This window comes from Mycobacterium sp. TH-M103 (assembly GCF_057473785.1).
The window spans coordinates 1-21,088 of the sequence record NZ_JBYCLG010000179.1; the positions used below are offsets into that span (position 1 = coordinate 1).

General features: G+C 67.7%; 19 protein-coding genes and 2 pseudogenes. 12 read left to right on the forward strand and 9 right to left on the reverse strand.

The features are described from left to right. From AC2VOR_RS09805 to gap, 3 genes are all read right to left on the reverse strand, one after another. A partial coding sequence (locus AC2VOR_RS09805; protein ID WP_486963709.1) for a triose-phosphate isomerase occupies window positions 1–171 on the reverse strand: 171 nt, incomplete at its 3' end. Next, window positions 168–1,403: a phosphoglycerate kinase gene (locus tag AC2VOR_RS09810; protein WP_486963698.1), complete on the reverse strand. Its 1,236-nt coding sequence runs from the start codon at window positions 1,401–1,403 to the stop codon at window positions 168–170. The genes AC2VOR_RS09805 and AC2VOR_RS09810, both read right to left, overlap by 4 nt. Window positions 1,404–1,407: 4 nt before the next feature. Then, the gene (gap, locus tag AC2VOR_RS09815) at window positions 1,408–2,427 is read right to left on the reverse strand and encodes a type I glyceraldehyde-3-phosphate dehydrogenase (RefSeq protein ID WP_369739145.1); all 1,020 of its coding nucleotides are present in this window, start codon (window positions 2,425–2,427) and stop codon (window positions 1,408–1,410) included. Between the two features lie 659 nt (window positions 2,428–3,086). Between gap and AC2VOR_RS09820 the strand changes: the two genes are divergently transcribed. Further along, window positions 3,087–3,659 (forward strand): hypothetical protein, encoded by a 573-nt coding sequence (locus tag AC2VOR_RS09820; protein ID WP_486963699.1) that lies wholly within the window; start codon window positions 3,087–3,089, stop codon window positions 3,657–3,659. A 107-nt stretch (window positions 3,660–3,766) separates the two neighbouring features. Here the strand turns inward: AC2VOR_RS09820 and AC2VOR_RS09825 are convergent, their stop codons facing one another. The 4 genes from AC2VOR_RS09825 to AC2VOR_RS09840 form a co-directional block, all read right to left on the reverse strand. Further along, window positions 3,767–4,591 carry a L,D-transpeptidase gene (locus tag AC2VOR_RS09825; RefSeq protein ID WP_369739147.1) on the reverse strand — a complete coding sequence of 275 codons (825 nt, stop codon included), beginning with the start codon at window positions 4,589–4,591 and terminating at the stop codon, window positions 3,767–3,769. A gap of 127 nt (window positions 4,592–4,718) precedes the next feature. Beyond that, window positions 4,719–6,140, reverse strand: a complete 1,422-nt coding sequence (locus AC2VOR_RS09830) for a phytoene desaturase family protein (protein ID WP_486963700.1) — start codon at window positions 6,138–6,140, stop codon at window positions 4,719–4,721. Then, window positions 6,137–7,894 carry a DUF3556 domain-containing protein gene (locus tag AC2VOR_RS09835; protein ID WP_486963701.1) on the reverse strand — a complete coding sequence of 586 codons (1,758 nt, stop codon included), beginning with the start codon at window positions 7,892–7,894 and terminating at the stop codon, window positions 6,137–6,139. The genes AC2VOR_RS09830 and AC2VOR_RS09835 overlap by 4 nt, the downstream gene beginning before the upstream one ends. A gap of 13 nt (window positions 7,895–7,907) precedes the next feature. After that, window positions 7,908–8,252, reverse strand: coding sequence for a hypothetical protein (locus AC2VOR_RS09840; protein ID WP_369739150.1), 345 nt, complete (start codon window positions 8,250–8,252; stop codon window positions 7,908–7,910). A gap of 286 nt (window positions 8,253–8,538) precedes the next feature. Here AC2VOR_RS09840 and AC2VOR_RS09845 point away from each other — a divergent pair, with 286 nt between their 5' ends. The 3 genes from AC2VOR_RS09845 to AC2VOR_RS09855 are packed head-to-tail and all read left to right on the forward strand — an operon-like array spanning window position 8,539 to window position 12,185. Continuing rightward, the gene (locus tag AC2VOR_RS09845; protein ID WP_486963710.1) at window positions 8,539–9,279 is read left to right on the forward strand and encodes a lysophospholipid acyltransferase family protein; all 741 of its coding nucleotides are present in this window, start codon (window positions 8,539–8,541) and stop codon (window positions 9,277–9,279) included. Window positions 9,280–9,294: 15 nt separating this feature from the next. Then, window positions 9,295–10,914, forward strand: a complete 1,620-nt coding sequence (gene fadD12, locus AC2VOR_RS09850; RefSeq protein ID WP_486963711.1) for an acyl-CoA ligase FadD12 — start codon at window positions 9,295–9,297, stop codon at window positions 10,912–10,914. Window positions 10,915–10,922: 8 nt separating this feature from the next. Beyond that, on the forward strand, window positions 10,923–12,185 hold the full coding sequence (locus tag AC2VOR_RS09855; RefSeq protein WP_486963712.1) for an alpha/beta hydrolase: 1,263 nt from the start codon (window positions 10,923–10,925) through the stop codon (window positions 12,183–12,185). 230 nt (window positions 12,186–12,415) lie between these two features. Here AC2VOR_RS09855 and AC2VOR_RS09860 read toward each other — a convergent pair. Then, a pseudogene (locus AC2VOR_RS09860) lies at window positions 12,416–12,768 on the reverse strand (WS/DGAT domain-containing protein); the annotation flags it as partial. Between the two features lie 121 nt (window positions 12,769–12,889). Here AC2VOR_RS09860 and AC2VOR_RS09865 point away from each other — a divergent pair. The 8 genes and pseudogenes from AC2VOR_RS09865 (at window position 12,890) to AC2VOR_RS09900 (ending at window position 19,946) form a co-directional block, all read left to right on the forward strand. Continuing rightward, window positions 12,890–14,560: a nitrite/sulfite reductase gene (locus AC2VOR_RS09865; protein ID WP_486963702.1), complete on the forward strand. Its 1,671-nt coding sequence runs from the start codon at window positions 12,890–12,892 to the stop codon at window positions 14,558–14,560. Beyond that, window positions 14,557–15,273 (forward strand): phosphoadenylyl-sulfate reductase, encoded by a 717-nt coding sequence (locus AC2VOR_RS09870; RefSeq protein WP_486963703.1) that lies wholly within the window; start codon window positions 14,557–14,559, stop codon window positions 15,271–15,273. The genes AC2VOR_RS09865 and AC2VOR_RS09870 overlap by 4 nt, the downstream gene beginning before the upstream one ends. Before the next feature lie 31 nt (window positions 15,274–15,304). Continuing rightward, window positions 15,305–16,669 (forward strand): FAD-dependent oxidoreductase, encoded by a 1,365-nt coding sequence (locus tag AC2VOR_RS09875; protein WP_486963704.1) that lies wholly within the window; start codon window positions 15,305–15,307, stop codon window positions 16,667–16,669. Between the two features lie 53 nt (window positions 16,670–16,722). Beyond that, complete coding sequence (gene fdxA / locus AC2VOR_RS09880) at window positions 16,723–17,040, forward strand: ferredoxin (protein WP_369739154.1); 318 nt, start codon at window positions 16,723–16,725, stop codon at window positions 17,038–17,040. 51 nt (window positions 17,041–17,091) lie between these two features. Beyond that, window positions 17,092–17,217, forward strand: a pseudogene (locus tag AC2VOR_RS09885) (hypothetical protein); the annotation flags it as partial. Window positions 17,218–17,303: 86 nt separating this feature from the next. Next, window positions 17,304–18,515 carry a YeeE/YedE thiosulfate transporter family protein gene (locus tag AC2VOR_RS09890; protein ID WP_486963705.1) on the forward strand — a complete coding sequence of 404 codons (1,212 nt, stop codon included), beginning with the start codon at window positions 17,304–17,306 and terminating at the stop codon, window positions 18,513–18,515. A gap of 234 nt (window positions 18,516–18,749) precedes the next feature. Further along, window positions 18,750–19,025, forward strand: a complete 276-nt coding sequence (locus AC2VOR_RS09895) for a DUF2892 domain-containing protein (protein ID WP_486963706.1) — start codon at window positions 18,750–18,752, stop codon at window positions 19,023–19,025. Between the two features lie 42 nt (window positions 19,026–19,067). Next, window positions 19,068–19,946, forward strand: a complete 879-nt coding sequence (locus tag AC2VOR_RS09900) for a sulfite exporter TauE/SafE family protein (protein WP_486963707.1) — start codon at window positions 19,068–19,070, stop codon at window positions 19,944–19,946. A gap of 33 nt (window positions 19,947–19,979) precedes the next feature. Here the strand turns inward: AC2VOR_RS09900 and AC2VOR_RS09905 are convergent. Next, window positions 19,980–21,088 (reverse strand): WS/DGAT/MGAT family O-acyltransferase (locus AC2VOR_RS09905; protein ID WP_486963708.1); only part of this gene is annotated, 1,109 nt, incomplete at its 5' end.

Genomic DNA, 21,088 nt, shown 5'->3' on the forward strand with positions numbered 1-21,088 from the left:
GACCAGGGTCTGCACGCTGCGCAGGTCGGTGAACGGCGGGATGACCGTGACGTCGACCTTGTCGTAGTACTTGTCCGGCAGCGCGAACGCGATCTTCTGCACCAGCGCGATCGCCTCGAAGTGGTTGAGGTTCATCTTCCAGTTGCCGGCGATCAGCGGCTTGCGGCTCATGACCGTCCTCCAGGCTGGGGCCGGCCGAGCACCTCGATGCCCGGCAGCGTCTTGCCCTCCAGGTATTCCAGCGAGGCGCCGCCGCCGGTGGAGATGTGCGAGAAGTCCCCTTCGGGGATGCCCAGGGCGCGCACCGCGGCCGCCGAGTCGCCGCCACCGACGACGCTGAACGCGCCCTTGCCGGTAGCCGCGGCGATCGCCTCGGCGACCCCCTTGGTGCCCGCGGCGAACGCCGGGAACTCGAACACGCCCATCGGACCGTTCCAGAAGACGGTGCTGGCGTTGGACAGCAACGTGGCGAACCGTTTGACCGAGCCCGGCCCGATGTCCAGCCCCATCGCGTCGTCCGGGATGGCGTCGGCGGGCACGGTCCGCGGGGTCGCCTCGGCGGCGAACTTCTCGCCCACCACGATGTCCACCGGCAGGCGCAGCACGTCGTGATAGTCGTCGAGCAGCCTGCGGCAGGTCTGCACCATCTCTTCTTGCAGCAACGACTTGCCCACCGAAAGCCCTTGTGCGGCGAGGAAAGTGAAGCACATACCGCCGCCGATGACGATGCTGTCGGCCTTGGTGGCCAACGACTCGATCACCCCGAGCTTGTCGGACACCTTCGACCCGCCGAGCACCACCGCGTAGGGCCGCTTGGTGGAGCTGGTGAGCTGCTGCAGCACCCGGATCTCCTCGGCCACCAGCGTGCCGGCATAGTGCGGCAGCAGGGTGGCCACGTCGTAGACGCTCGCCTGCTTGCGGTGCACCACGCCGAAACCGTCGGAGACGAAAGCCCCGGTGGGCCCGACCAGTTCGGCCAGCTCGCGGGCCAGGGCGAGTCGTTCGGCGTCGTCCTTGCTGGTCTCCCGCGCGTCGAAGCGGACGTTCTCCAGCAGTAGGACGTCGCCGTCGGTGAGGCCCTCGGCACGGGCCAGCGCGTCGGCGCCGACCACATCCCCGGCCAGCTGCACGTGCCGGTCCAGCTGCTCGCCCAGGGCCGCGGCGACCGGTGCCAGCGACAGCTTCGGGTCCGGGCCACCCTTGGGCCGGCCCAGGTGGGCGGCGATCACCAGCTTGGCGCCGGCGTCGAGCAGTGCGGTCAGGGTGGGTACCGAGGCGGTGATCCGGCCGGGATCGGTGATGGCGCCGCTCTCGTCGAGCGGCACGTTCAGATCGGAGCGCACCAGCACGGCACGACCCGAAACACCTTCCGACAGAAGGTTTTCCAGAGTGGGGACGGCCACGGGTCTACAGCGACTTGCCGACCAGGGCGACCAGGTCGATGAGGCGGTTGGAGTAACCCCACTCGTTGTCGTACCACGACACCACCTTGGCCTGGTTGTCGATCACCTTGGTCAGGCCGGAGTCGAAGATCGAGCTGTGCGGGTCGGTGACGATGTCGCTGGAGACGATCGGCGCGTCGTAGTACTTCAGGATGCCTTTGAGCCTGCCGTCGGCGGCGGCCTTGAACGCCGCGTTGATCTCCTCGACGCCGGCCGGCTTGGACAGCTCGGCGGTCAGGTCGGTCACCGAGCCCGTCGGGATCGGCACCCGCAGCGCGTAGCCGTCCAGCTTGCCCTTCAGTTCGGGCATCACCAGGCCGATCGCCTTGGCCGCCCCGGTGGACGTCGGCACGATGTTCAGCGCCGCGGCGCGGGCCCGCCGCAGGTCCTTGTGCGGGCCGTCCTGCAGGTTCTGGTCCTGGGTGTAGGCGTGGATGGTGGTCATCAGGCCCCGGACGATGCCGAACTCGTCGTTGAGCACCTTGGCCAGCGGTGCCAGGCAGTTCGTGGTGCAGGAGGCGTTGGAGATGATGTTCTGGCTGCCGTCGTACTTGTCGTCGTTGACACCGAGAACGATCGTGATGTCGGGGTCGGTGGCGGGCGCGGAGATGATGACCTTCTTCGCGCCGGCGTCCAGGTGCCCCTTGGCCTTGGCCGCGTTGGTGAACAGTCCGGTGGATTCGACGACGACGTCGACGCCGAGATCGCTCCACGGCAGCGCGGCCGGGCCCTCCCGGACCTCGAGCGCCTTGATCTTCCGGTCGCCCACGACGATGGTGTCCTCGCCCTCCAGGCCGACGTCATAGGGCAGCCGGCCCAGGATCGAGTCGAACTTGAGCAGGTGCGCCAGCGTGTGGTTGTCGGTGATGTCGTTGACGGCGACCACTTCCATGTCCGCGGTGCCCTGCGCCTGCTGCGCCAGCAAAGCCCGGTAGAAGTTTCGCCCGATTCGACCGAAGCCGTTGATGCCTACTCGGACCGTCACTTTTCTCTCCCTGTCTTCCGTGTCCGCTGATGAGCGCTGTGTCCGCTGAAGTGCGCTTTGCCGCCAGCCTAGATCAGCGACGCGCGCCGCCATCCCGCCGGTGGAAGCGGCGGCCCCTTCGCCGCGGTCGACGGCCCGGCGGGCGCGACGTCTCGCGCTTCCGAAAATGCCCACCGGGGATGCTTTCCGAAATCATTCCGGCCAGCGTGACGCCACCGCGCTATACCACATTAGAAAACATCCGCGGTAACCGAATAATTACTCCTCGGCATCGATTTTGTCGCCGCCGGAATCGTCGGTCGGAAAATAATGGATATTCGGCCCCGCATTTACGCATGCCCGGCCGGGGCCCGCGCCCCCCGGCGAAGCCCGGTGCACCATACGTTGGGATTGACCAGCTAAAACGAGTCGAATATGGTCGGCGCCGACGGAAGGCGGCACCCGCGCAGCCCCCTTTTTTCGACGAATTCACGCCACTTTGACCGGACAGGAGTCGGCTACGTCACCATTTGGAAACAGCGCGGTGCGGCGCGGTGCGTGTCGCACCTGCGCTGCTAATAATCGTGGCGGTCGGCTAGACACCTCTGCGGTACGGCTAATGCGGTTCTGCTGCACCACTTGATTGCGAAATACTGAGCGCTCATAAAGGAGTCGACTTGATGACGGTCTTTGATCGGTTCAACGTCAAAATAGTTGCCGGAGTGGGGTTGTGCGGGGTAACGATGGCGTTGAGCCCGGAAGCGGCGGCCGCCCCCCTGAAAACCGGCGGTTATGCATGCGTCCAGGATCAGGCGGGTGACGCCGCGGCCCCGGCTGCGGACGGCGCACCCGCGGCCGGTGCGGCTGCCGGCGCGGCGGCCGCGGCCGGTGCGCCGGCGTGCGCTCCGCTCACCGACATGGCCGGTGTTCCGGTGATCGCGCCGGGGCCGGTGGTTCCGGTCGGCGCCCCGCTGATCGCGCTCGGGCCGCCGATACCGGCGGGCGCCCCGCTGCCGCTGGGTGCCCCGCTGCCGCTGGGTGCCCCGTTGCCGCTGGGCGCCCCGCTGCCGGTGGTCCCGGCCGGTGCCCCGCTGATCGCGCTCGGCCCGGCGTTGGCCGGGGCTCCCGTGGGTGGGGTCGCGGCCGCTCCCATCATCGACATGGCCGGGGCCAAGGACGCGCCGACCGGTCCGGCGCCGACCGGCGGCCCGGTTGCCGGTCAGCCGGCCCTGCCCGGCCCTTCGGGAGGCTGAGGCCGATCCCTTCCGACGCAAACGGACCCGCTGGTTGCGACCAGCGGGTCCGTTTTTTGTCGGGCATTCGGCGGCAACAAGAGGTTCCGCCCGCTCCCTGAAGCGCGCTATTCCTGCACGATGACGGGGTCACCGACGTGGACGGTGTTGTAGTACCACTCCGCGTCGGTCGGGCTCAGGCTGATGCAGCCGTGGCTGACGTTGTCCAGCCCGAGCGAGTTGATGGCCCACGGCGCCGAGTGCACGAAGAGGCCGCGGCTGGTGATGCGGACGGCGTAGTCAACCGGGATGCGGTAACCGTCGGGATCGTCGACGGGGATGCCGACGCTGCTCGAGTCCATGATCACCGAACGTTCCTTGGACAGAACGGTGTAGGAGCCGGTGGGCGTCGGGAACTCCGGCCTGCCCATCGAGGCCGGCAGCACGCCCTCCTGCCCCCAGTGGGGCCGGTGGTGCGGCGCCGGCAGCGGGGTCGGCGGATCGGCCTCGGCTCCGTCGATGCTCACGGTGAACGTGTGGTCCGAGATGCTGGCGACGCCGACGACGGCGGGACCGGTCTGGAAGTCCACGGCAAGCCCGCGCGGGCCGCCCACCGACAACGACACCGTGCTGTGCGCCGGCCAGTACCTGTTGGGAACCCACTGCACGACGTCGTTGTCGAGCCATTCGAACGTGCCGGTCCGCGCGGGCGATGAGGTGACGTCCACGGCGCGCTCGGCCGCGTGCCGCGCGGCCGAGCCGGTCACGGGCGCGCGGAAGGTCACTACGACCGGGTGCGCAATCCCCACCACCTCGCCACGGGTCGGCAGCACCGATGCGATGGCGAACCGGTCGGGCTGGGCGGCCGCCGCCTGGCTGACGCCGGCCGGCCCCGCAACCACGCTCGCAGCGACCCCGATGACCGTGAGAACACCCCGAACAGCCGTCCGCATGGCTCCAATTCCCTTGTAACTGACATCGTTGCAATAGTGATCGTAGGGGTGCCGTGGCGCGTGGAACCGCAAGGGCGCGTGAGCGATTCGGTCAAGGCTCAGTCACGTTTCGGCTACGGCGGATAGTTCAGCGCCGCGTGCGCAACCAGCGCAGCGCCGCGTCGGCGGCGTGGTACCCGCACAGTCCGTGGACACCGGCGCCCGGCGGCGTGGACTGCGAACACAGGTACACCCCCGGTACGCCGGTCGCATACGGGTTGACGGCGATCCGCGGGCGGAACAGGACCTGCAGCCCGTCGTTGGCGCCGCCGATGATGTCCCCGCCGACGAAGTTGGGGTTGTAGGCCTGAAGATCGGCGGTGCCCTTGCTGACGGTGGCGACGACGCGGTCGCGAAAGCCAGGGGCGAACCGCTCGATCTGCGCGACGACCGCGGCGGTGGCGTCGCCGTCGTAACCGAAGGGCACGTGCGCGTAGGCCCACACCGGGTTGAGGTTGCCGGCGCTGCGCGACGGGTCCGCCAGGTACTGCTGCCCCACGAGCACGAACGGGCGTCGCACCATCCTGCCTTGTGCGCGTTGACGTTCGGTGTCGGCGACCTCGGCGAACGAGCCGCCGAGATGGACGGTGCCGGCGCGCGCGCAGTCGGTGTTCGTCCACGGGATGTCGCCCTCGATGACGAAGTCGACCTTGAACGCCGATGCGCCCTCGCGGTAGCGCCGGTAGGAGCGCCCGATCCGGGCGGGCATGAGGTCGCCGTAGAGGTCGTAGGCCAGCGCGGGGCTCAGATCGAGCATGACGATGTCGGCGTCGGGGATGTCGCGGCGGACGGTGACGGTCACTCCGGTGGCCACGGAGCCGCCGTGCTCGGCCAGCGCGGCGGCCAGGGCGCGGGTGATCGCCCCGGATCCGCCTTCGGCCACGGGCCAGCCGTAGCGGTGCCCGCTGGCCAGGATCATCAGGCCCAGCGACGCGGTCAGCGGCCGGTCCAGCCGGGTGTAGACGTGCGCGGCGGTGCCGCCGAACAGCGCGCGCGCCTGTTCGGTGCGGAACCAGCGGGCCATCGTGGTGGCGGGCAGCAGCGCGCGCGGCCCGAAACCGGCCAGCCGCAGCGGGTGTCGCGGGACGTTGAGCACCGGGCGGAGCAGATCCTCGGCCAGCGCGTCGAACCCCGCCGCGAGGTCTCCGACGGCACGCCGCCACCGCGTCGCGTCGGGCCCCATGCCGCCCGTGGTCCGATCGATCGACCGGTACAGCACGCCGGCCGTGCCGTCGTCGAGCGGGTGGGCGCAGTCGACCTCGGGCCACTTCCACACCAGCCCGTGGCGCCCCAGGTCGATCTCCTGCCAGAACGGGGACCCGACGCCGAGCGGGTGGAACGCCGAGCAGTGGTCGTGGACGACCCCGGGCACCGTCAGCTCCCCCGAGCGCGCTCCCCCGCCGACGCTGTCACGGGCCTCGAGCACCTGCACGTCGACACCGTGCCGGGCCAGATGGATCGCTGCGGCCAGGCCGTTCGGCCCGGCCCCGACGACGACGGCCCGGGTCATCGGTTGGCGCGCCGGGCCTTCACGTGGACCGGATAGTCGTCACCGGGCTCCGGCCACGGCTGGCGGGTCAGCATGTCCGCGACGTCGACATAGCCCTCTTCGATCAGGCCGGCCTTGGCGTCGACGATGCGATATCCCTGCCGCTGGGCCTGGATCGGCTGGCTTTCCAGGATGATCACCCGCACGTCGCCGTCCTCGAATCGGCAGCGCCGCTGCACGGCGGCGAGCAACTGCTCGTTGTGCAGGTGGCCCTCCCCGAAATTCCAGCCGATCAGCGGCCCGGCCATGATCTCCCCGTCCCGCAGGCGATAGTCCGCCTCGTCGGCCCCGCACAGGGCGCGGGGAACCAGGCCGTTGAGCGTTCGCCCGTGGGTGTGCATCGACCGCCATGCCATCAGCTTGTCGATCATCAGTTCGGAGGTTTCCGGACCGTAGAGGCGGGCAAGCTGATTCGGGGGCAGGGCCGACGCCTTGGTGATGCTCGCCTCGATCTTGTCCTCGGCGCCGGTGCGCAGGCACCAGGTGCTGGTCGCCCAGTTCCCGGCGTAGTAGCGCATCGCGGGCAGGAACGAGATCTGTTCGGGGAAAAGGTTTCCCACGATCGGCACCACCGCCAGCGCCGCGATCAGGATGGCCAGCAGCAACGGCGAGCGCAGGCCCAACGCCGTCACCCCGGCGTAGTGCCCGAACAGGTAGATCAGCGAGAAGATGAAGAACACGTTCCATTCCAACGGGACTCCCATCGGAATGGTCGAGGTGATGTTGAGGTGGAACAGCACCATGAACCCGATGAGAAACCAGGCCCAGCGATGGCCGTCGGCGAAGAAGACCAACACCAGGGGCACCAGGAACTCGGCGGTGGTGCCGCCGACGTGGGCCATGACCTTCGGCACCCACGAGGGGCGCAGGTCGTCGACGGGGTCGAGGTAGAGCCTGCGCTTGAACCAGTTGAACGCCCTGCTGCGCAGCAGCGGGCTGTTGCTCATCATGACCGCCACCACGTAGGGGAAGTGGTGGTTGAGTTTGGAGGTCGCCGCCCCCCACCACAGCGCGAGCATGATGATCTTGAAGGCGGCGATCTGGTCGGTGAAGCCGAAGAAGAACACCAGCAGCGTCAGCCCGTAGTGCTCGCCGCGCGCGGCCAGGAAGACGGTCTTGTCGCGCAGTCCCAGCAGGGCCAGCGCGACGATCGCGGGCAGCACCCGCACGGGATCGATCAGGCCAATGTCGTTGGAGGGGGTGACCGGCCCGCCGGTCCCCGGCGCGAGCAGGGCCCACACCCCCGACCCCAGCACGATGACGTAGAGCGCCACGTCGACGACGGCGCGGTTGTCGCCGGCGGTCAAGGGCACCTTGCCCGGCCAGGGCGGCAGCCGGATCGTGTTGGGCCGCAACCAATATAGAAAGCCACCGAACGGCGGCCAGAAGCGCGCGGTCAGCGGCCCCGACCCGCAGCCCAGGCCGAGGATCTCGAACAGCAGCGTGAAGACGACCACCTTCTGGTACACGATCGGCTGGGTCCACCAGCCGGCAACGCGCCCGAGCCCGCCCAGCCCCGGGGTCAGAGAGATCACCGCGGCGGCACCGGCGACATAGAGCGCGACCTTGACGACGTAGAACAGGTACACCGCATACGGGGAGCCGAAACCGTGCTCGACCCAGTGCCGGGCCATGATCTGGCGCCGCTCGGCCCGCGGCCGGCTGGGCCAGGTTGCGGGGTCGACGTCGGGAAACTCCGGTGTCATGAAGCCCATCGGCCGACTACGCCTACCGGACGGCGAACCGCACCTGCGCACCGCCGGGGACGCCGCCCGGGTCCTGACGCGGGAAGCGCCGCCGCAGGTTCTGAATCAGATCTTCGAGAGTCCGCCGGTCCTCTTCGGCGTGGGCCATCCGCCGCAAGCCGTAGGAGCATTCGGCGTCGCCGCCGTTCTGGGCGGCGGCGACCGCCTTGCGATATTGCTCGATCCGGTGGTCGACGAGGCGCCGGCGCTGCATCAGCAGCCCCAGAAAGTACTCGGCCTGGCGGCGGTCGGCCGTCTCGACCGCCGCGGCGACGGATTCGTCGGGAGTCACCCCGGTGGTGCGGACCCGCTCGGGCGTGTCAGTCATGCCGGCGAGGTCCATTCCGTCCCTCTCAACTGGGAGTTTACCGTCGGGCGTGCGTAACAATAGCGCGCCGGATACGACCGGCACCATACGTGTGGACGACAAGATACCGCCGCCGCTACGCCCGCCGCGGCGGAATCCGCCGGAAAATGCGGAGGAAACTGCCCGACACCCGGCCCGTTACGATCGAGGAAATCACCGTGGCAGCAACCCCAGGAGCGACGTGACCGACGACAGCGCGGATACCGGCGACATCGACAGGTGGGATCCCGGACTGACGCAGCGCGTCATGGGCGTCATGCGCCCGGTGCTCAAGACGTACTTCCGCTGCCAGGTGCTCGGGCTGGACTCGTTCCCGCCCGGCGGGGCGTTGGTGGTCGGCAACCATTCCGGCGGCATGTTCCCGATGGACGTCCCGATCTTCAGCGCCGACTTCTACGCGAAGTTCGGGTACGACCGGCCCGTCTACACGCTGAGCCACGACATCCTCATGACGGGGCCCAGCGGGCAGTTCTTGCGGCGCACCGGCTACATCCGGGCCAGCCGGGAGAACGCGGCCCGCGCCCTGCGCTCCGGCGGTGTCGTGATCGTGTTTCCCGGCGGCGACTACGACGCCTACCGGCCCACCTTCTCGGAGAACGTCATCGACTTCAACGGCCGCAAGGGCTACGTGCGCACGGCGGTCGAGGCCGGGGTGCCCATCGTGCCCGCGGTGTCGATCGGCGGGCAGGAGACCCAGCTCTACCTGTCCCGCGGCACCTGGCTGGCCGAGCGGCTCGGGGTGAAGCGCCTGCTGCGCAGCGCCATCCTGCCGCTGTCGTTCGGCTTCCCGTTCGGCCTGAGCGCCGTGATCCCGCCCAACGTGCCACTGCCCACCAAGATCGTGACGCGGGTGCTGGAGCCGATCGACATCGCGGCGCGCTTCGGTGAGGACCCCGACGTCGACGAGGTCGACGAGTACGTGCGCTCGGTCATGCAGCAGGGTCTCGACGAGCTCGCCGCCAAACGCCGTTTCCCGATCCTGGGCTGAGCCGTGGCTTCTCTCATCGGGCGCATCGACCAGACCCTCGGCCTCATCGCCACCCTGCGCCGCGCCGGATTGCTCGCGCCGATGCGGCCCGACCGCTACCTGAAGATCGCCGCCGCCATGAGCCGCGAAGGCTTGGGCATGACGGTGGGCTTCGCCGGCGCGGCGCAGCGCTGCCCGGACCGCCCCGGCCTGATCGACGAGCTCGGCACGCTCACGTGGCGGCAGCTCGACGAGCGGATCAACGCGTTCGCCGCGGCGCTGCAGGGCCTGCCCTCGGGCCAGCCGAAGGTGGTCGGGGTCATGTGCCGCAACCACCGCGGCTTCGTCGAGGCGGTGGTGGCCGTCAACCGGATCGGCTCCGACGTCGTGCTGCTCAACACGTCGTTCGCCGGGCCGGCGCTGGCCGATGTGGTCAACCGCGAGGGCGTCGACGCGGTCGTCTACGACGAGGAGTTCACCGAGACGGTGGACCGCGCGCTGGCCGACCGGCCGGACGCCACACGCATCGTGGCCTGGACCGAGGGACAGCACGGCCTGACGGTCGAGGGGCTCGCCGCCGAGCACGCCGGGCAGCAGCCCCGCCGCACCGGCGGCAAGGGCCGGATGATCCTGCTCACCTCCGGTACCACCGGAACGCCCAAGGGCGCCAACCAGACCGGCGGCAACGCCGGGGTGGGCACGCTCAAGGCGATCCTGGACCGCACGCCGTGGCGCGCCGAGGAGACGGTCGTAATCGTGGCGCCGATGTTCCACGCCTGGGGCTTTTCGCAGCTGATCTTCGCCGCGTCGATGGCCTGCACGGTGGTCACCCGGCGCAAGTTCGACCCGGAGGCCACCCTCGAGCTGGTCGACCGCCACCGGGCGACGGGCCTGGCGGTGGTGCCTGTGATGTTCGACCGCATCATGGAGCTGCCCGACGAGGTACGAAACCGCTACAGCGGCAAGTCGTTACGGTTCGCGGCGGCATCGGGGTCGCGGATGCGCCCCGACGTCGTCACGGCGTTCATGGACGAGTTCGGCGACGTGATCTACAACAACTACAACGCCACCGAGGCGGGCATGATCGCCACCGCCACCCCGCAGGACCTGCGCGCCGCGCCCGACACCGCCGGCCGGCCCGCGGGCGGAACCGAGATCCGGATCCTGGACTCCGAATTCAACGAACTGCCCACCGGCGAGGTGGGCACCATCTACGTGCGCAACGACACCCAGTTCGAGGGCTACACCTCGGGCACCACGAAAGACTTCCACGCCGGGTTCATGTCGTCGGGCGACGTCGGATACCTCGACGCCGCCGGACGGCTGTTCGTCGTGGGCCGCGACGACGAGATGATCGTCTCCGGCGGCGAGAACGTCTACCCCATCGAGGTGGAGACGGCCCTGGCCGCACACCCCGGCGTGGCCGAGGCCGCGGTGATCGGCATCGACGACAACGAGTACGGGCAGCGGCTGGCCGCATTCGTGGTGCTGAACCCCGGCGAGTCGGCGACCTCCGACGACCTCAAGCAACACGTCCGCGAGAACCTGGCCAACTACAAGGTTCCCCGCGAGATCGCGATCGTCGAGGAACTCCCCCGCGGCAGCACCGGCAAGATCCTGCGCAACGAACTGCGGGCGAAGGTCACCGGCTCGTGAGGTTCGGGCTGACCGGGCGGCTGCGCCGCCCGCGGCCCCTGGCCCGCGCCGCGCTGGAATTGGCCAACGCCGCCAACGGCTTCCGGCCGCTGGCCCGCAAGGGTTACAGCACCGTTCTGGTGTTCTGGTTCGGCTGGCCGACCTCGGAAGTGCCGGGCCTTTACTTCTCGGCCTCCCTGGTGGATGCGCTGCGCCGCGGCCGGCGCGGCGACTTCGCCGGGCCCCGGGGCCGGGCGGCGCTCGTCCTGACGGTCGCGTCGTGGGCGATCCTGGGGGCGATCCGCTACCGCGGCGTCACCACCCCCGGCCCCGTGCTCGAGGCCGGGCTGCGCGAACAACTCGGCCCCGACTACGCCAACGACATCCTCGACCTCCCGGCGGCCTTCACCCGCCGCGGGCGCCGGATCCTGCCGCTGGCCAACACCGTCGCGCGCCGTCGCTACGTCGAGAAGACCAACGTGGTGCGCTACGGCCCGCACGGCCGCGCGAACCTCGCCGACGTCTGGCGGCGCCGCGACCTGCCGCGCGACGGCAAGGCACCGGTGCTGCTGCAGGTGCCCGGCGGGGCCTGGGTGATCGGGATGCGCCGCCCGCAGGCTTACCCGCTGATGAGCCACCTGGCCGCCCGCGGCTGGGTGTGCGTGTCGATCGGCTACCGGGTGTCCCCGCGGCACACTTGGCCCGACCATATCGTCGACGTCAAACGCGCGCTGGCGTGGGTGAAGGAGAACATCGCCGACTACGGAGGCGACCCCGACTTCGTCGCGATCACCGGCGGGTCCGCGGGCGGTCACCTGTGTTCGCTGGCCGCGCTGACCGCGGGCGACCCCCAATACCAGCCGGGCTTCGAGGACGCCGACACCTCGGTGGTCGCCGCGGTTCCGGTCTACGGGCGCTACGACTGGTACTCCACCGAGGGCGACGGGCGTCGCGAATTCATACGCCTGCTCGAGAAGTTCGTCGTCAAAAGGGAATTCGCTTCGCACCGGCACCTCTACGTCGACGCCTCGCCGATCCGGCGGCTGCGCGCCGACGCGCCGCCGTTCTTCGTCCTGCACGGCCGCGACGACTCGCTCATCCCGGTCGGCGAGGCGCAGGAATTCGTCGACGAACTGCGCGCGGTGTCCAAGTCGCCGGTCGCCTACGCCGAATTGCCCGGCGCCCAGCACGCTTTCGACATCTTCTCGTCGCCGCGGGCGCACCAATCCGCCGAGGCGGTGGCACGGTTTTTGTCCTGGGTCTACGCCACTACCCATCCGGACCGCGGCTAGCCGAAAAATCAGCCTGGAGCCGCGTCACCGGCGTCGATGACCACCATACCCATCGACACCGCCTTCATCGGCTCCTGCACCAACGCATGACCGCGGTCGACCCGGGGATGCAGATGCGGTGACTCCGTCGGCCCCGCAAACTGCTTCTCGACGGACTGGACGACATCGGCGACAATCTGCGCCACCGCAACGCCATCGACGCCTACCGCACCGGCGACCGACACCTGCGCAGCCGCCTTCTCCAGCCCGGTCAGCGCCGACGCGATGCCGTCGGCCATCTCGTCGATGTCGTTGGCCACCTCTGGCGTCGTCACGCGCCGAAGTCGAGGTAGTCCGTGTAGGAGAAACAGGTGACGTTCAAGGCGACGTCCAGCACCGGCGGACCGGGCGGAACCAGCGAATCCAGCTTCGCGCCGGCCAGGTACAGCGCTCACGGCGGCCCCGTCACGTTGGACACGACCAGGTTGATGGGGCCCGGTTTTCGCGACAGCCCGCTGGCGGTGTAAGCCCGCGCGGCCAGCTGCAGCCCGGGCGGGGTGGTCCCGGTCAGCCCCGTGATCTGATGCGCCGACAGCGCCTCGGCCCGAGGCGATCGATGCGCTCAGGACGTTCCCTTGTTTTTCACAGCAGGTCCCCCGTTTAGCACGTCGGTGCCGTGGGCAAACGCGACTGAAGTGTCATCCGCTTCAGGAGGAGGACCGGGATTGAATGCATCGACTCATTCGGGTCGTCAGCGCTCCGAGGGCCAGTGGGCGTCGGCAGGTCGGGCGCCGCTTAATGACAACGAGCAGTTCAAACACGACGACGCGCCGCTCAATGTGCGTGACCGCATCCTGAACACCTACGCTGCGGCGGGGTTCGACAGCATCGACAAGACCGATCTGCGGGGCCGGTTCCGCTGGATGGGTTTGTACACCCAGAGGGAACAAGGGTATGACGGCTCGTGGACCGGTGACGAGAACATCGACGTGATTGAGAGCCGCAACTTCATGATGCGGGTCCGCTCGGACGGTAAGGCGTGGTCGGCCGCCGCGGTGGCCGCCCTGGGGGAGATTTCCACAGAGTTCGCCCGCGATACCGCCGATATCGGGGATCGGGAAAATCTGCAGATTCATTGGGTGCAGATCGAAGACGTTCCCGAGATCTGGCGTCGGTTGGAGACGGTGGGCCTGTCGACCATCGAGGCGTGTGGGGATTGTCCGCGTGGCTTCCACGGGTCGCCTCTGGCTGGTGAGTCTGTCGATGAGGTGCTCGACGCGACCCCCGCGATCGACGAGATCGTCCGGCGGTTTTTGGATAACCCGGAGTACGCGAATCTGCCGCGTAAATACAAGACCGCGATTTCGGGTTTGCAGGACGTCTCACACGAAACCCACGATGTGGCGTTTATCGGGATTGACCACCCTGAGCACGGCCCGGGGACGGACTTGTGGGTCGGTGGCGGGTTGTCCACCAATCCGATGCTCGCCCAGCGATTAGGGGCCTGGGTCCCGCTGGACGAGGTGCCCGATGTGTGGGAGGCGGTGACTGCGCTGTTTCGTGACTATGGTTACCGTCGGCTGCGTTCCAAGGCGCGAATGAAGTTTCTGGTCAAGGACTGGGGTGTGGAGAAATTCCGACACATCCTGCAAACCGAGTACCTGCACCGCTCGCTTCGTGACGGCCCGGCCCCCGAGCCGCCGGCTTTCCCGATCGACCATGTCGGTGTACAGCGGCAAAAAAACGGCCACAATGCGATCGGGGTCGCCCCGATCGCCGGACGGGTTTCTGGCACCATCTTGTCGGCGGTGGCCGATCTGATGGGGAAAGCCGGCTCGGACCGGGCCCGGTTGAGTCCATATCAGAAATTGATCGTGCTCGATGTGCCCGACGACAAACTTGACGACACACTGGCCGGCCTCGACGCCGTGGGCCTGCCGCGGCAGCCGTCACGCTGGCGGAAAAATCTGATGGCCTGCAGTGGGATTGAATTCTGCAAATTGTCTTTCACCGAGACACGGGTCCGAGCCCAAACCTTGGTCCCCGAACTGGAGCGCCGTCTGGCCGATCTCAACAGCGCGCTGGACGTGCCGATCAGCGTGCACCTCAACGGGTGCCCGAATTCGTGCGCCCGGGTGCAGATCGCCGACATCGGCTTCAAGGGCCAAATGGTCGACGACGGTCACGGCGGGGCGGTGGAAGGCTTTCAGGTGCATCTCGGCGGCAGCGTTGGCGCGGGTGCCGAGTTCGGGCGAAAGCTGCGCCAGCACAAGGTTTTCAGCACCGATCTCGGTGACTATGTCGACCGCGTGGTGCGCAACTTCGTCGATCAGCGTCAGGACGGCGAACGATTCGCGCAGTGGGCTATGCGCGCCGACGAAAAGGATCTGCGATGAGTCAACACACCGACAGCTGGACCGAGGACCAGTTGCGCGACCTGGCCGCCCGCGGCGCGGCCGAACTTGACGGCGCCGACGCGACCGACCTGCTGCGCTGGACGGACGCGCAGTTCGGCGAGCATTACGTCGTCGCGTCGAACATGCAGGACGCGGTGCTCATCGACCTGGCCGCCGCCGTGCGCCCGGGTGTGCCGGTGCTCTACATCGACACCGGCAACGAATTCAGCGAAACCCTCGGCATGCGTGACGCGGTCGCGGCCAGCTACGACGTGCGGATGCTGACCATCGGTCCCGAACCGTCGGTGCTGGCTCTGGGAACGAGCCTGTGCCACAACGATCCCGACGAGTGCTGCCGGTTGCGCAAGGTCGTCCCGTTGACCAAAGCACTGTCCGAACACGGATTTCGCGCCTGGGTGACCGGGCTCCGGCGGGTCGACGCGCCCACTCGCGCCGACGCCCCGCTGATCAGCTTCGACGAGACGTTCGGGTTGCTCAAGGTTAATCCGTTGGCCGCCTGGACCGATGACGACATGCAGCGCTATATCACGGAACACAAGGTGCTGGTCAATCCCCTTATGGAAGAGGGCTACACGTCGATCGGGTGCGCACCGAACACCACGAAGCCGGCGCCGGGCGCCGACAAACGTAGCGGACGTTGGCAGGGATTGAACAAGACCGAGTGCGGGCTACACGTCCCGAAAGCACCGTGAATCACCGTCGTCGAAGGGAAATTCGGTGGTGATGCGTCGCTTTTACATTGCGATCGTCGGCTCCGGCCCGTCGGCATTCTTCGCCGCGGCGTCCCTGTTGAAGGCCGCCGACGCATCGGAGGACTTCGACGTGACGGTCGACATGCTGGAGATGTTGCCGACCCCGTGGGGTTTGGTGCGCTCGGGGGTGGCGCCGGATCATCCCAAGATCAAGTCCGTCAGCAAGCAGTTCGAAAAGACTGCCGATGATCCGCGCTTCCGGTTTTTCGGGAATGTCGCGGTGGGCCAACATATCAGCGTGGACGAGCTGGGCCGGCAGTACGACGCCGTGATCTATGCCGTCGGCGCGCAATCTGATCGGCCGCTCAACATTCCCGGGGAACACCTGGTCGGGAGTGTGGCCGCGGTCGACTTCGTGGGTTGGTACAACGCCCACCCGAACTTCTCACAGATGGCGCCCGACCTGTCCGGGGCGCGGGCTGTCGTGGTCGGCAACGGCAATGTCGCCCTGGACGTGGCACGGATGCTGGTGACCGACCCTGACGTCCTCGCGACCACCGACATCGCCGATCATGCGCTGGAATCATTGCGACCCTGCGGAGTACGCGAAGTGCTGATCGTGGGCCGGCGCGGCCCGTTGCAGGCCGCGTTCACCACACTGGAGCTTCGCGAATTGGGCGAGCTGGGCGGCGTCGACGTCATCGTCGACCCGGCCCAACTGGCGGTCGACGACGACGATGTCGCCGCGGCGAGCAAGACCGTCAAGAACAACGTGGCCGTGCTGCGTCAATACGCCGCCCGCCAGCCCCATCCCGGCTACCGCCGCATCGTCTTCCACTTCTTGAGCTCGCCCATCGAGATCCGCGGCAACGGCAAAGTCGAGCAGGTCGTGCTGGGCCGCAACGAGCTGGTCCGCGACGACAACGGCGCGGTGGTGGCCAAGGACACCGGCGCACGCGAAACCCTTTCCGCCCAACTCGTCGTCCGAGCGGTCGGTTACCGCGGCGTCCCCATCGCCGGGCTGCCGTTCGACGACCGCAGTGGCACCATCCCCAACACCAACGGCAAGGTCGCGGGCAGCCGCAACGCCTACGTCGTCGGCTGGATAAAACGCGGACCCACCGGGGTTATCGGCACCAACAAAAAAGATTCCCAAGAAACCGTCGACACGCTGCTCAACGACCTGCGTGCCGCCGGAGATTCCGGGCTCGCCGAGTTCGGCGCCGACCACGCCGACCAACTCGCCACCTGGCTGGCCGCACGCCGACCGCAACTGGTCACTGCCGCACACTGGAAGCTCATCGACGCCTACGAGCGAAAAGCCGGTCAGTCCTGCGGCAGGCCCCGCGTCAAGCTGTCCACCATTGCCGAAATGCTGCGGGTTGGCCACGATTGACCCGTTCCTCGCACCGTATCGCCCGCCATGAGCTGGAAAGGAAGGCAAAATCCGTGACGTTTGTGATTACCGAACCCTGCATCGACGTTAAAGACAAGAGTTGCATCGACGAATGTCCCGTCGACTGTATCTACGAGGGTCAACGCATGCTCTATATCCAGCCCGACGAGTGCATCGATTGCGGCGCCTGCGAGCCGGTGTGCCCGGTCGAAGCCATCTATGTCGACGAAGACGTCCCGGAGGAGTGGAGTGACTACACCCAGATCAACGCCGACTTCTTCGCCCAGCTCGGCTCTCCCGGCGGCGCAGCCCGGGTCGGAATGACCGACAACGACCCGGACCCGATCAAAAATAAGGACCCCGCAAAGTAGGCGTCACTCATATTGCGAATGTAACTGATTGTGCTACATACACTTCGCCCGCGGCGCGCCTTCGAACTGCACTATCCACACCTGGTGTCGCGCATGCGCGCCGAAGCCTACATCGGTCGCCACCACGGCTTCCCCTCCGCTGGCGACGTCACCAGAAGCGACGGAAATATTCGCACCCTGATGCACGCTCTGTTGTCACGCACTGTTGTGTTGTCCGCGCAGCCGGTCCCGGCTGATTCCCGGGCATTAAGGTCGACGCCGTAATGATCACGGTGACAGCCCCGCTGTGGATTGGCGTGGTGTTCGGAATCCTGTTCGGCGGCGTCGGCGAGGTCTGGGGAATCGGTAATCCGGAGACCCTGATCCGGCTCGCCCGTTGGAAAGACCGGTTGTTGGTCGGCTGCCTGGCTATCGCTTGCGCAATCGGGGCTCTCGCCCTCTACGGCCTGTACGCTCTGGGAATTTCCATGCATTTTTCGCCAAAGCCCGTATACGTCGTCGGCGTGGCTATCGGTGGACTGCTGTTCGGTGCGGGCATGGCGGTATCTGGCTACGTCCCGGGTTCCGAATTGATGGCCCTCGGCGAGGGCCGCCGCGACGCGTTGTATGCGTTTCCGGGCGGTGTCCTGGGCGCCGCAGCCTGGACAATGCTGTATCAAACGGCGGCCGGCCGGTGGTTACTACGCACCGCTGGCTACGGCGATGTCATCGCATCCGGTTCGGTCCACCACATTCGGCCGGTATTCACACTGCTGATCGCCGCCGCGTACGCGGTTGCACTGCTCGCCGGTACGGCATTCCTTCCTCGCTATTCAGGCGGCCGAAGTTGGGTGATGCAAGCCCGCACCGGACAGATCAGTCCGCGGGATCAGGAATCGATGCGCGACACGGCCGCATATTTGGCAGAAGGCGGATTGCGGCAGAACTGCTCGAACCGGCTCCACAGCGTGGTGGCGGCCGACGTGCCCGACAGCAACTTCTACTCCCGAATCAAGTTGAGCACCAGTGTCTTTATCGGGTTGCTGGTGGTACTCGCCATTTTCCTGCACCAGATTTTCGGTGAATCCACGACATACTCGTGGTTGGCCGGTCGACTGTTCCTCCCGAGCTTCGATTACAGCAACGTGGCGATCCACAAAGTAGGATGGGAGCCGTTTTCCGACATCGGAACGTTCCTCGGCGCATTGCTTGCCGCGCTCTTCGTGAGCCGGCATTTTCAAGGCTTCCGGCCGGTTATTCCTCCATCCTGGCGCAACCGGTTCGGAAACGGTCCGATCAAGCGGGCACTCGGCACCTTCGGTGGCGCCTTCGTCATGATGTTCGGTGCGCGGATGACCGATGGATGTACCAGTGGGCACCTTCTCAGTGGTGGCGTGCAGATGGCCGCCAGCGCCTGGGTGTTCGCGATCGCGGTCTTCATCGGCATGACCGCGACGGCTCGTTTCGTGTACGGGAATGCGCGTGCAGAAAGATGAAATCGCATGAGAAATGGTTGCGCGTGATCGTTGTGTGCGGCACGGCAGCGACGTGTGCGGTCGCGGCGCTGGTGACCCACAATCGCGCGTCGACGCCGCTGACCCTGGCCCAGGTGGGCATCACGGCCATCATCCCGGTGGGGCTCCTCGCCTACGCCACCATCTCCCTGCAGCCGAAGCGGATATCAAAGCCCGACTCGGCTGACGCAAATCAAACGAGCCGCCCGACAACCGATGCGGACGGCAACGATGCACGGCCAGCAACACCAGGTTGCGAAGGATCGCGGCGTGTTCGGGATGTTCACGCCACAGCGGCGGAGCATCGAGCGGATCGGCAATCTCATCGCCGACACCATGATGCTGACAACCCTGGCCCTGGGACGTGAGCGTTCGAGCCGCCGGCGGCCGCTCACCGGAATTTCCGGCGCCGATATGGTGCTCGACACGATGGTGCGCGGACGCCCGGTACGTGTCGTACTTCATCGCTGGGGCATTGCTGCCCGGCCCTGATATCAGGGCCCCGGCCACGCAGGGTGCGCCACGGTGAACACGATGCGCTTGGCGGCGCTGACCACCGGCGGCGTCGTCGCCGCGGGACCGTTGGGCTTTCTGATCGGACTCTCCCTTGGCGCGCTCGGCGGTGGTGGATCCATGTTGGCGGTGCCGGCCCTGGTCTACGGGGTGGGCCAGGGGGCCCACGCGGCGACGACGACCTCGCTGTTGGCGGTCGGCGCCACGGCGTTGGTCGGGACGGTTGGCCACTTGCGCGCGGGCCGGGTGCGGATCGTCGCCGGGCTGGTTTTCGGATTGGTCGGCATCGGCGGCTCGGTTCTTGGTTCACTACTCAGCCGTGCAATCCCCAACAGCGTTCTGATGCTTGCGTTTTCCGCGCTGATATTGCTGGCTGCATGGCGCATGCGCGCCCGGGACACCGAGACTCCCTGCCACACCAAGCAATTGACCTCCGCCGCTGCCGACGGCCACCAGCCGACCACCGTCGCTCACCACGCCGGCTCGGATGCGAACGCCAGTGAAGGCGGCGGTCCACAACGGACAAAGCCGGGAACCGCCTGGCGAGTGGTCGTCGCCGGCAGCGTCGTCGGATTCTTCACCGGATTCTTCGGGGTGGGCGGCGGGTTCGTGATCGTGCCGGCGCTGGTCCTGGCGCTGGGCTACGAGATGCCGCTCGCGGTCGGGACCTCCCTGTTGGTGATCGTCATTAGCTCCGCCGAAGGGCTGGTGGCCCGCCTCCCCGACGCACGGATCGACTGGCGAGTGGCGATCCCGTTCACCGTGGCCGGAATGGTCGGGGTACTCCTCGGCGATGTGATCGCCGGCCGGGTGCCGGCCGAGCGATTGACCCGATGGTTCGTGTGGCTCCTCGTTGCTGTCGCCGGGTACACCGCGGTCCAGTCGCTATTGAAGATTTAAACCGATACCTCGACAACCAAGGACAGGAGAAAGCTAGGAGCCCAGCGCCGCGGCCTTCTCCAGTTCGGTCAGCGCATGGTCGATGCCGTCCGCCATCTCGTCGATGTCGTTGGCCACCTCGGGCGTCGTCACGAAGCCGAAGTCGAGGTAGTCCGTGTAGGAGAAACAGGTGATGTTCAAGGCGACGTCCAGCACCGGCGGACCCAGCGGCACCAGCGAATCCAGCTTGGCGCCGGCCAGGTACAGCGGCCACGGCGGCCCCGGCACGTTGGAAACGACCAGGTTGATGGGGGCCAGGTTTCGCGACAACCCGCTGGCGGTGTAAGCCCGCGCGGCCAGCTGCAGCAGCCCGGGCGGGGTGGTCTCGGTCAGCCCCATGATCTGATGCGCCGAGAGAGCCTTGGCCATCAGCTTGGCGCTCTGCGCGCTCTCGTGGATGACCCGCAGCCGCTCGGCGGGGTCGTCGACGTCGGTGGCCAGCGACACGGTCATCGAGCTGATCTTGTTGCCGACGTCGTCCTTGCTGTCGTCGGTGCGCGTCGACACCGGGATCTGCGCGATCAGCGGCTTGGCCGGCAGCTCGCCACGCTTTTGCAGATACTCCCGGGCGGCACCGGCCACCAGCGCCAGCACGACGTCGTTGAGCTTGACGCCGAAGGCGTCCTTGACGGCCTTGGCCCGGGACAGCTCCACGCGGCACCCGGTGATCCGCCGGTGCGGCGACACCGTCGCGTTGAACCGGGTTTTGGGTGCCTCGAAGAAGCGCGGCGGCCGGCTGCGGACCCCGAGCGCGGCGATCTGCTGACGCAGCGTCTGCTCCACCAGCCGGGCGATGCGGAAGGGCGTCATGACACCGACGTTGATCAGGGCGCCCACCGCACGCCGTTCGAAGCCCGGCAGCTGGAAACCCACCAGCGATCCGACCGTCTCCTGCTGCGGCGGCCGGGGTTCGGGCGTCACGTCCAGCAGGATCTCGCCCAGCCCGGCACCGGAGACCCCGTCGACGATGGCGTGGTGCATCTTGGTCAGCGAGGCGATCCGGCCGCCCTCGACGCCCTCGATCACCCACAGCTCCCACAGCGGCCGCGCGCGGTCCAGCTTGTAGGACATCAGCCTGCCCACCAGCTCCTCGAGTTCGCGGC

Bases quoted from the DNA above. Each gene is read 5' to 3' on its own strand.
- AC2VOR_RS09875 (WP_486963704.1), top strand. From the start codon at position 15,305: ATGCGTCGCTTTTACATTGCGATCGTCGGCTCCGGCCCGTCGGCATTC.
- AC2VOR_RS09870 (WP_486963703.1), top strand. From the start codon at position 14,557: ATGAGTCAACACACCGACAGCTGGACCGAGGACCAGTTGCGCGACCTG.
- AC2VOR_RS09900 (WP_486963707.1), top strand. From the start codon at position 19,068: ATGCGCTTGGCGGCGCTGACCACCGGCGGCGTCGTCGCCGCGGGACCG.
- AC2VOR_RS09895 (WP_486963706.1), top strand. From the start codon at position 18,750: ATGCGGACGGCAACGATGCACGGCCAGCAACACCAGGTTGCGAAGGAT.
- AC2VOR_RS09840 (WP_369739150.1), bottom strand. From the start codon at position 8,252: ATGACTGACACGCCCGAGCGGGTCCGCACCACCGGGGTGACTCCCGAC.
- AC2VOR_RS09830 (WP_486963700.1), bottom strand. From the start codon at position 6,140: ATGACCCGGGCCGTCGTCGTCGGGGCCGGGCCGAACGGCCTGGCCGCA.
- AC2VOR_RS09820 (WP_486963699.1), top strand. From the start codon at position 3,087: ATGACGGTCTTTGATCGGTTCAACGTCAAAATAGTTGCCGGAGTGGGG.
- AC2VOR_RS09845 (WP_486963710.1), top strand. From the start codon at position 8,539: ATGGGCGTCATGCGCCCGGTGCTCAAGACGTACTTCCGCTGCCAGGTG.
- AC2VOR_RS09890 (WP_486963705.1), top strand. From the start codon at position 17,304: ATGATCACGGTGACAGCCCCGCTGTGGATTGGCGTGGTGTTCGGAATC.
- AC2VOR_RS09835 (WP_486963701.1), bottom strand. From the start codon at position 7,894: ATGGGCTTCATGACACCGGAGTTTCCCGACGTCGACCCCGCAACCTGG.
- AC2VOR_RS09825 (WP_369739147.1), bottom strand. From the start codon at position 4,591: ATGCGGACGGCTGTTCGGGGTGTTCTCACGGTCATCGGGGTCGCTGCG.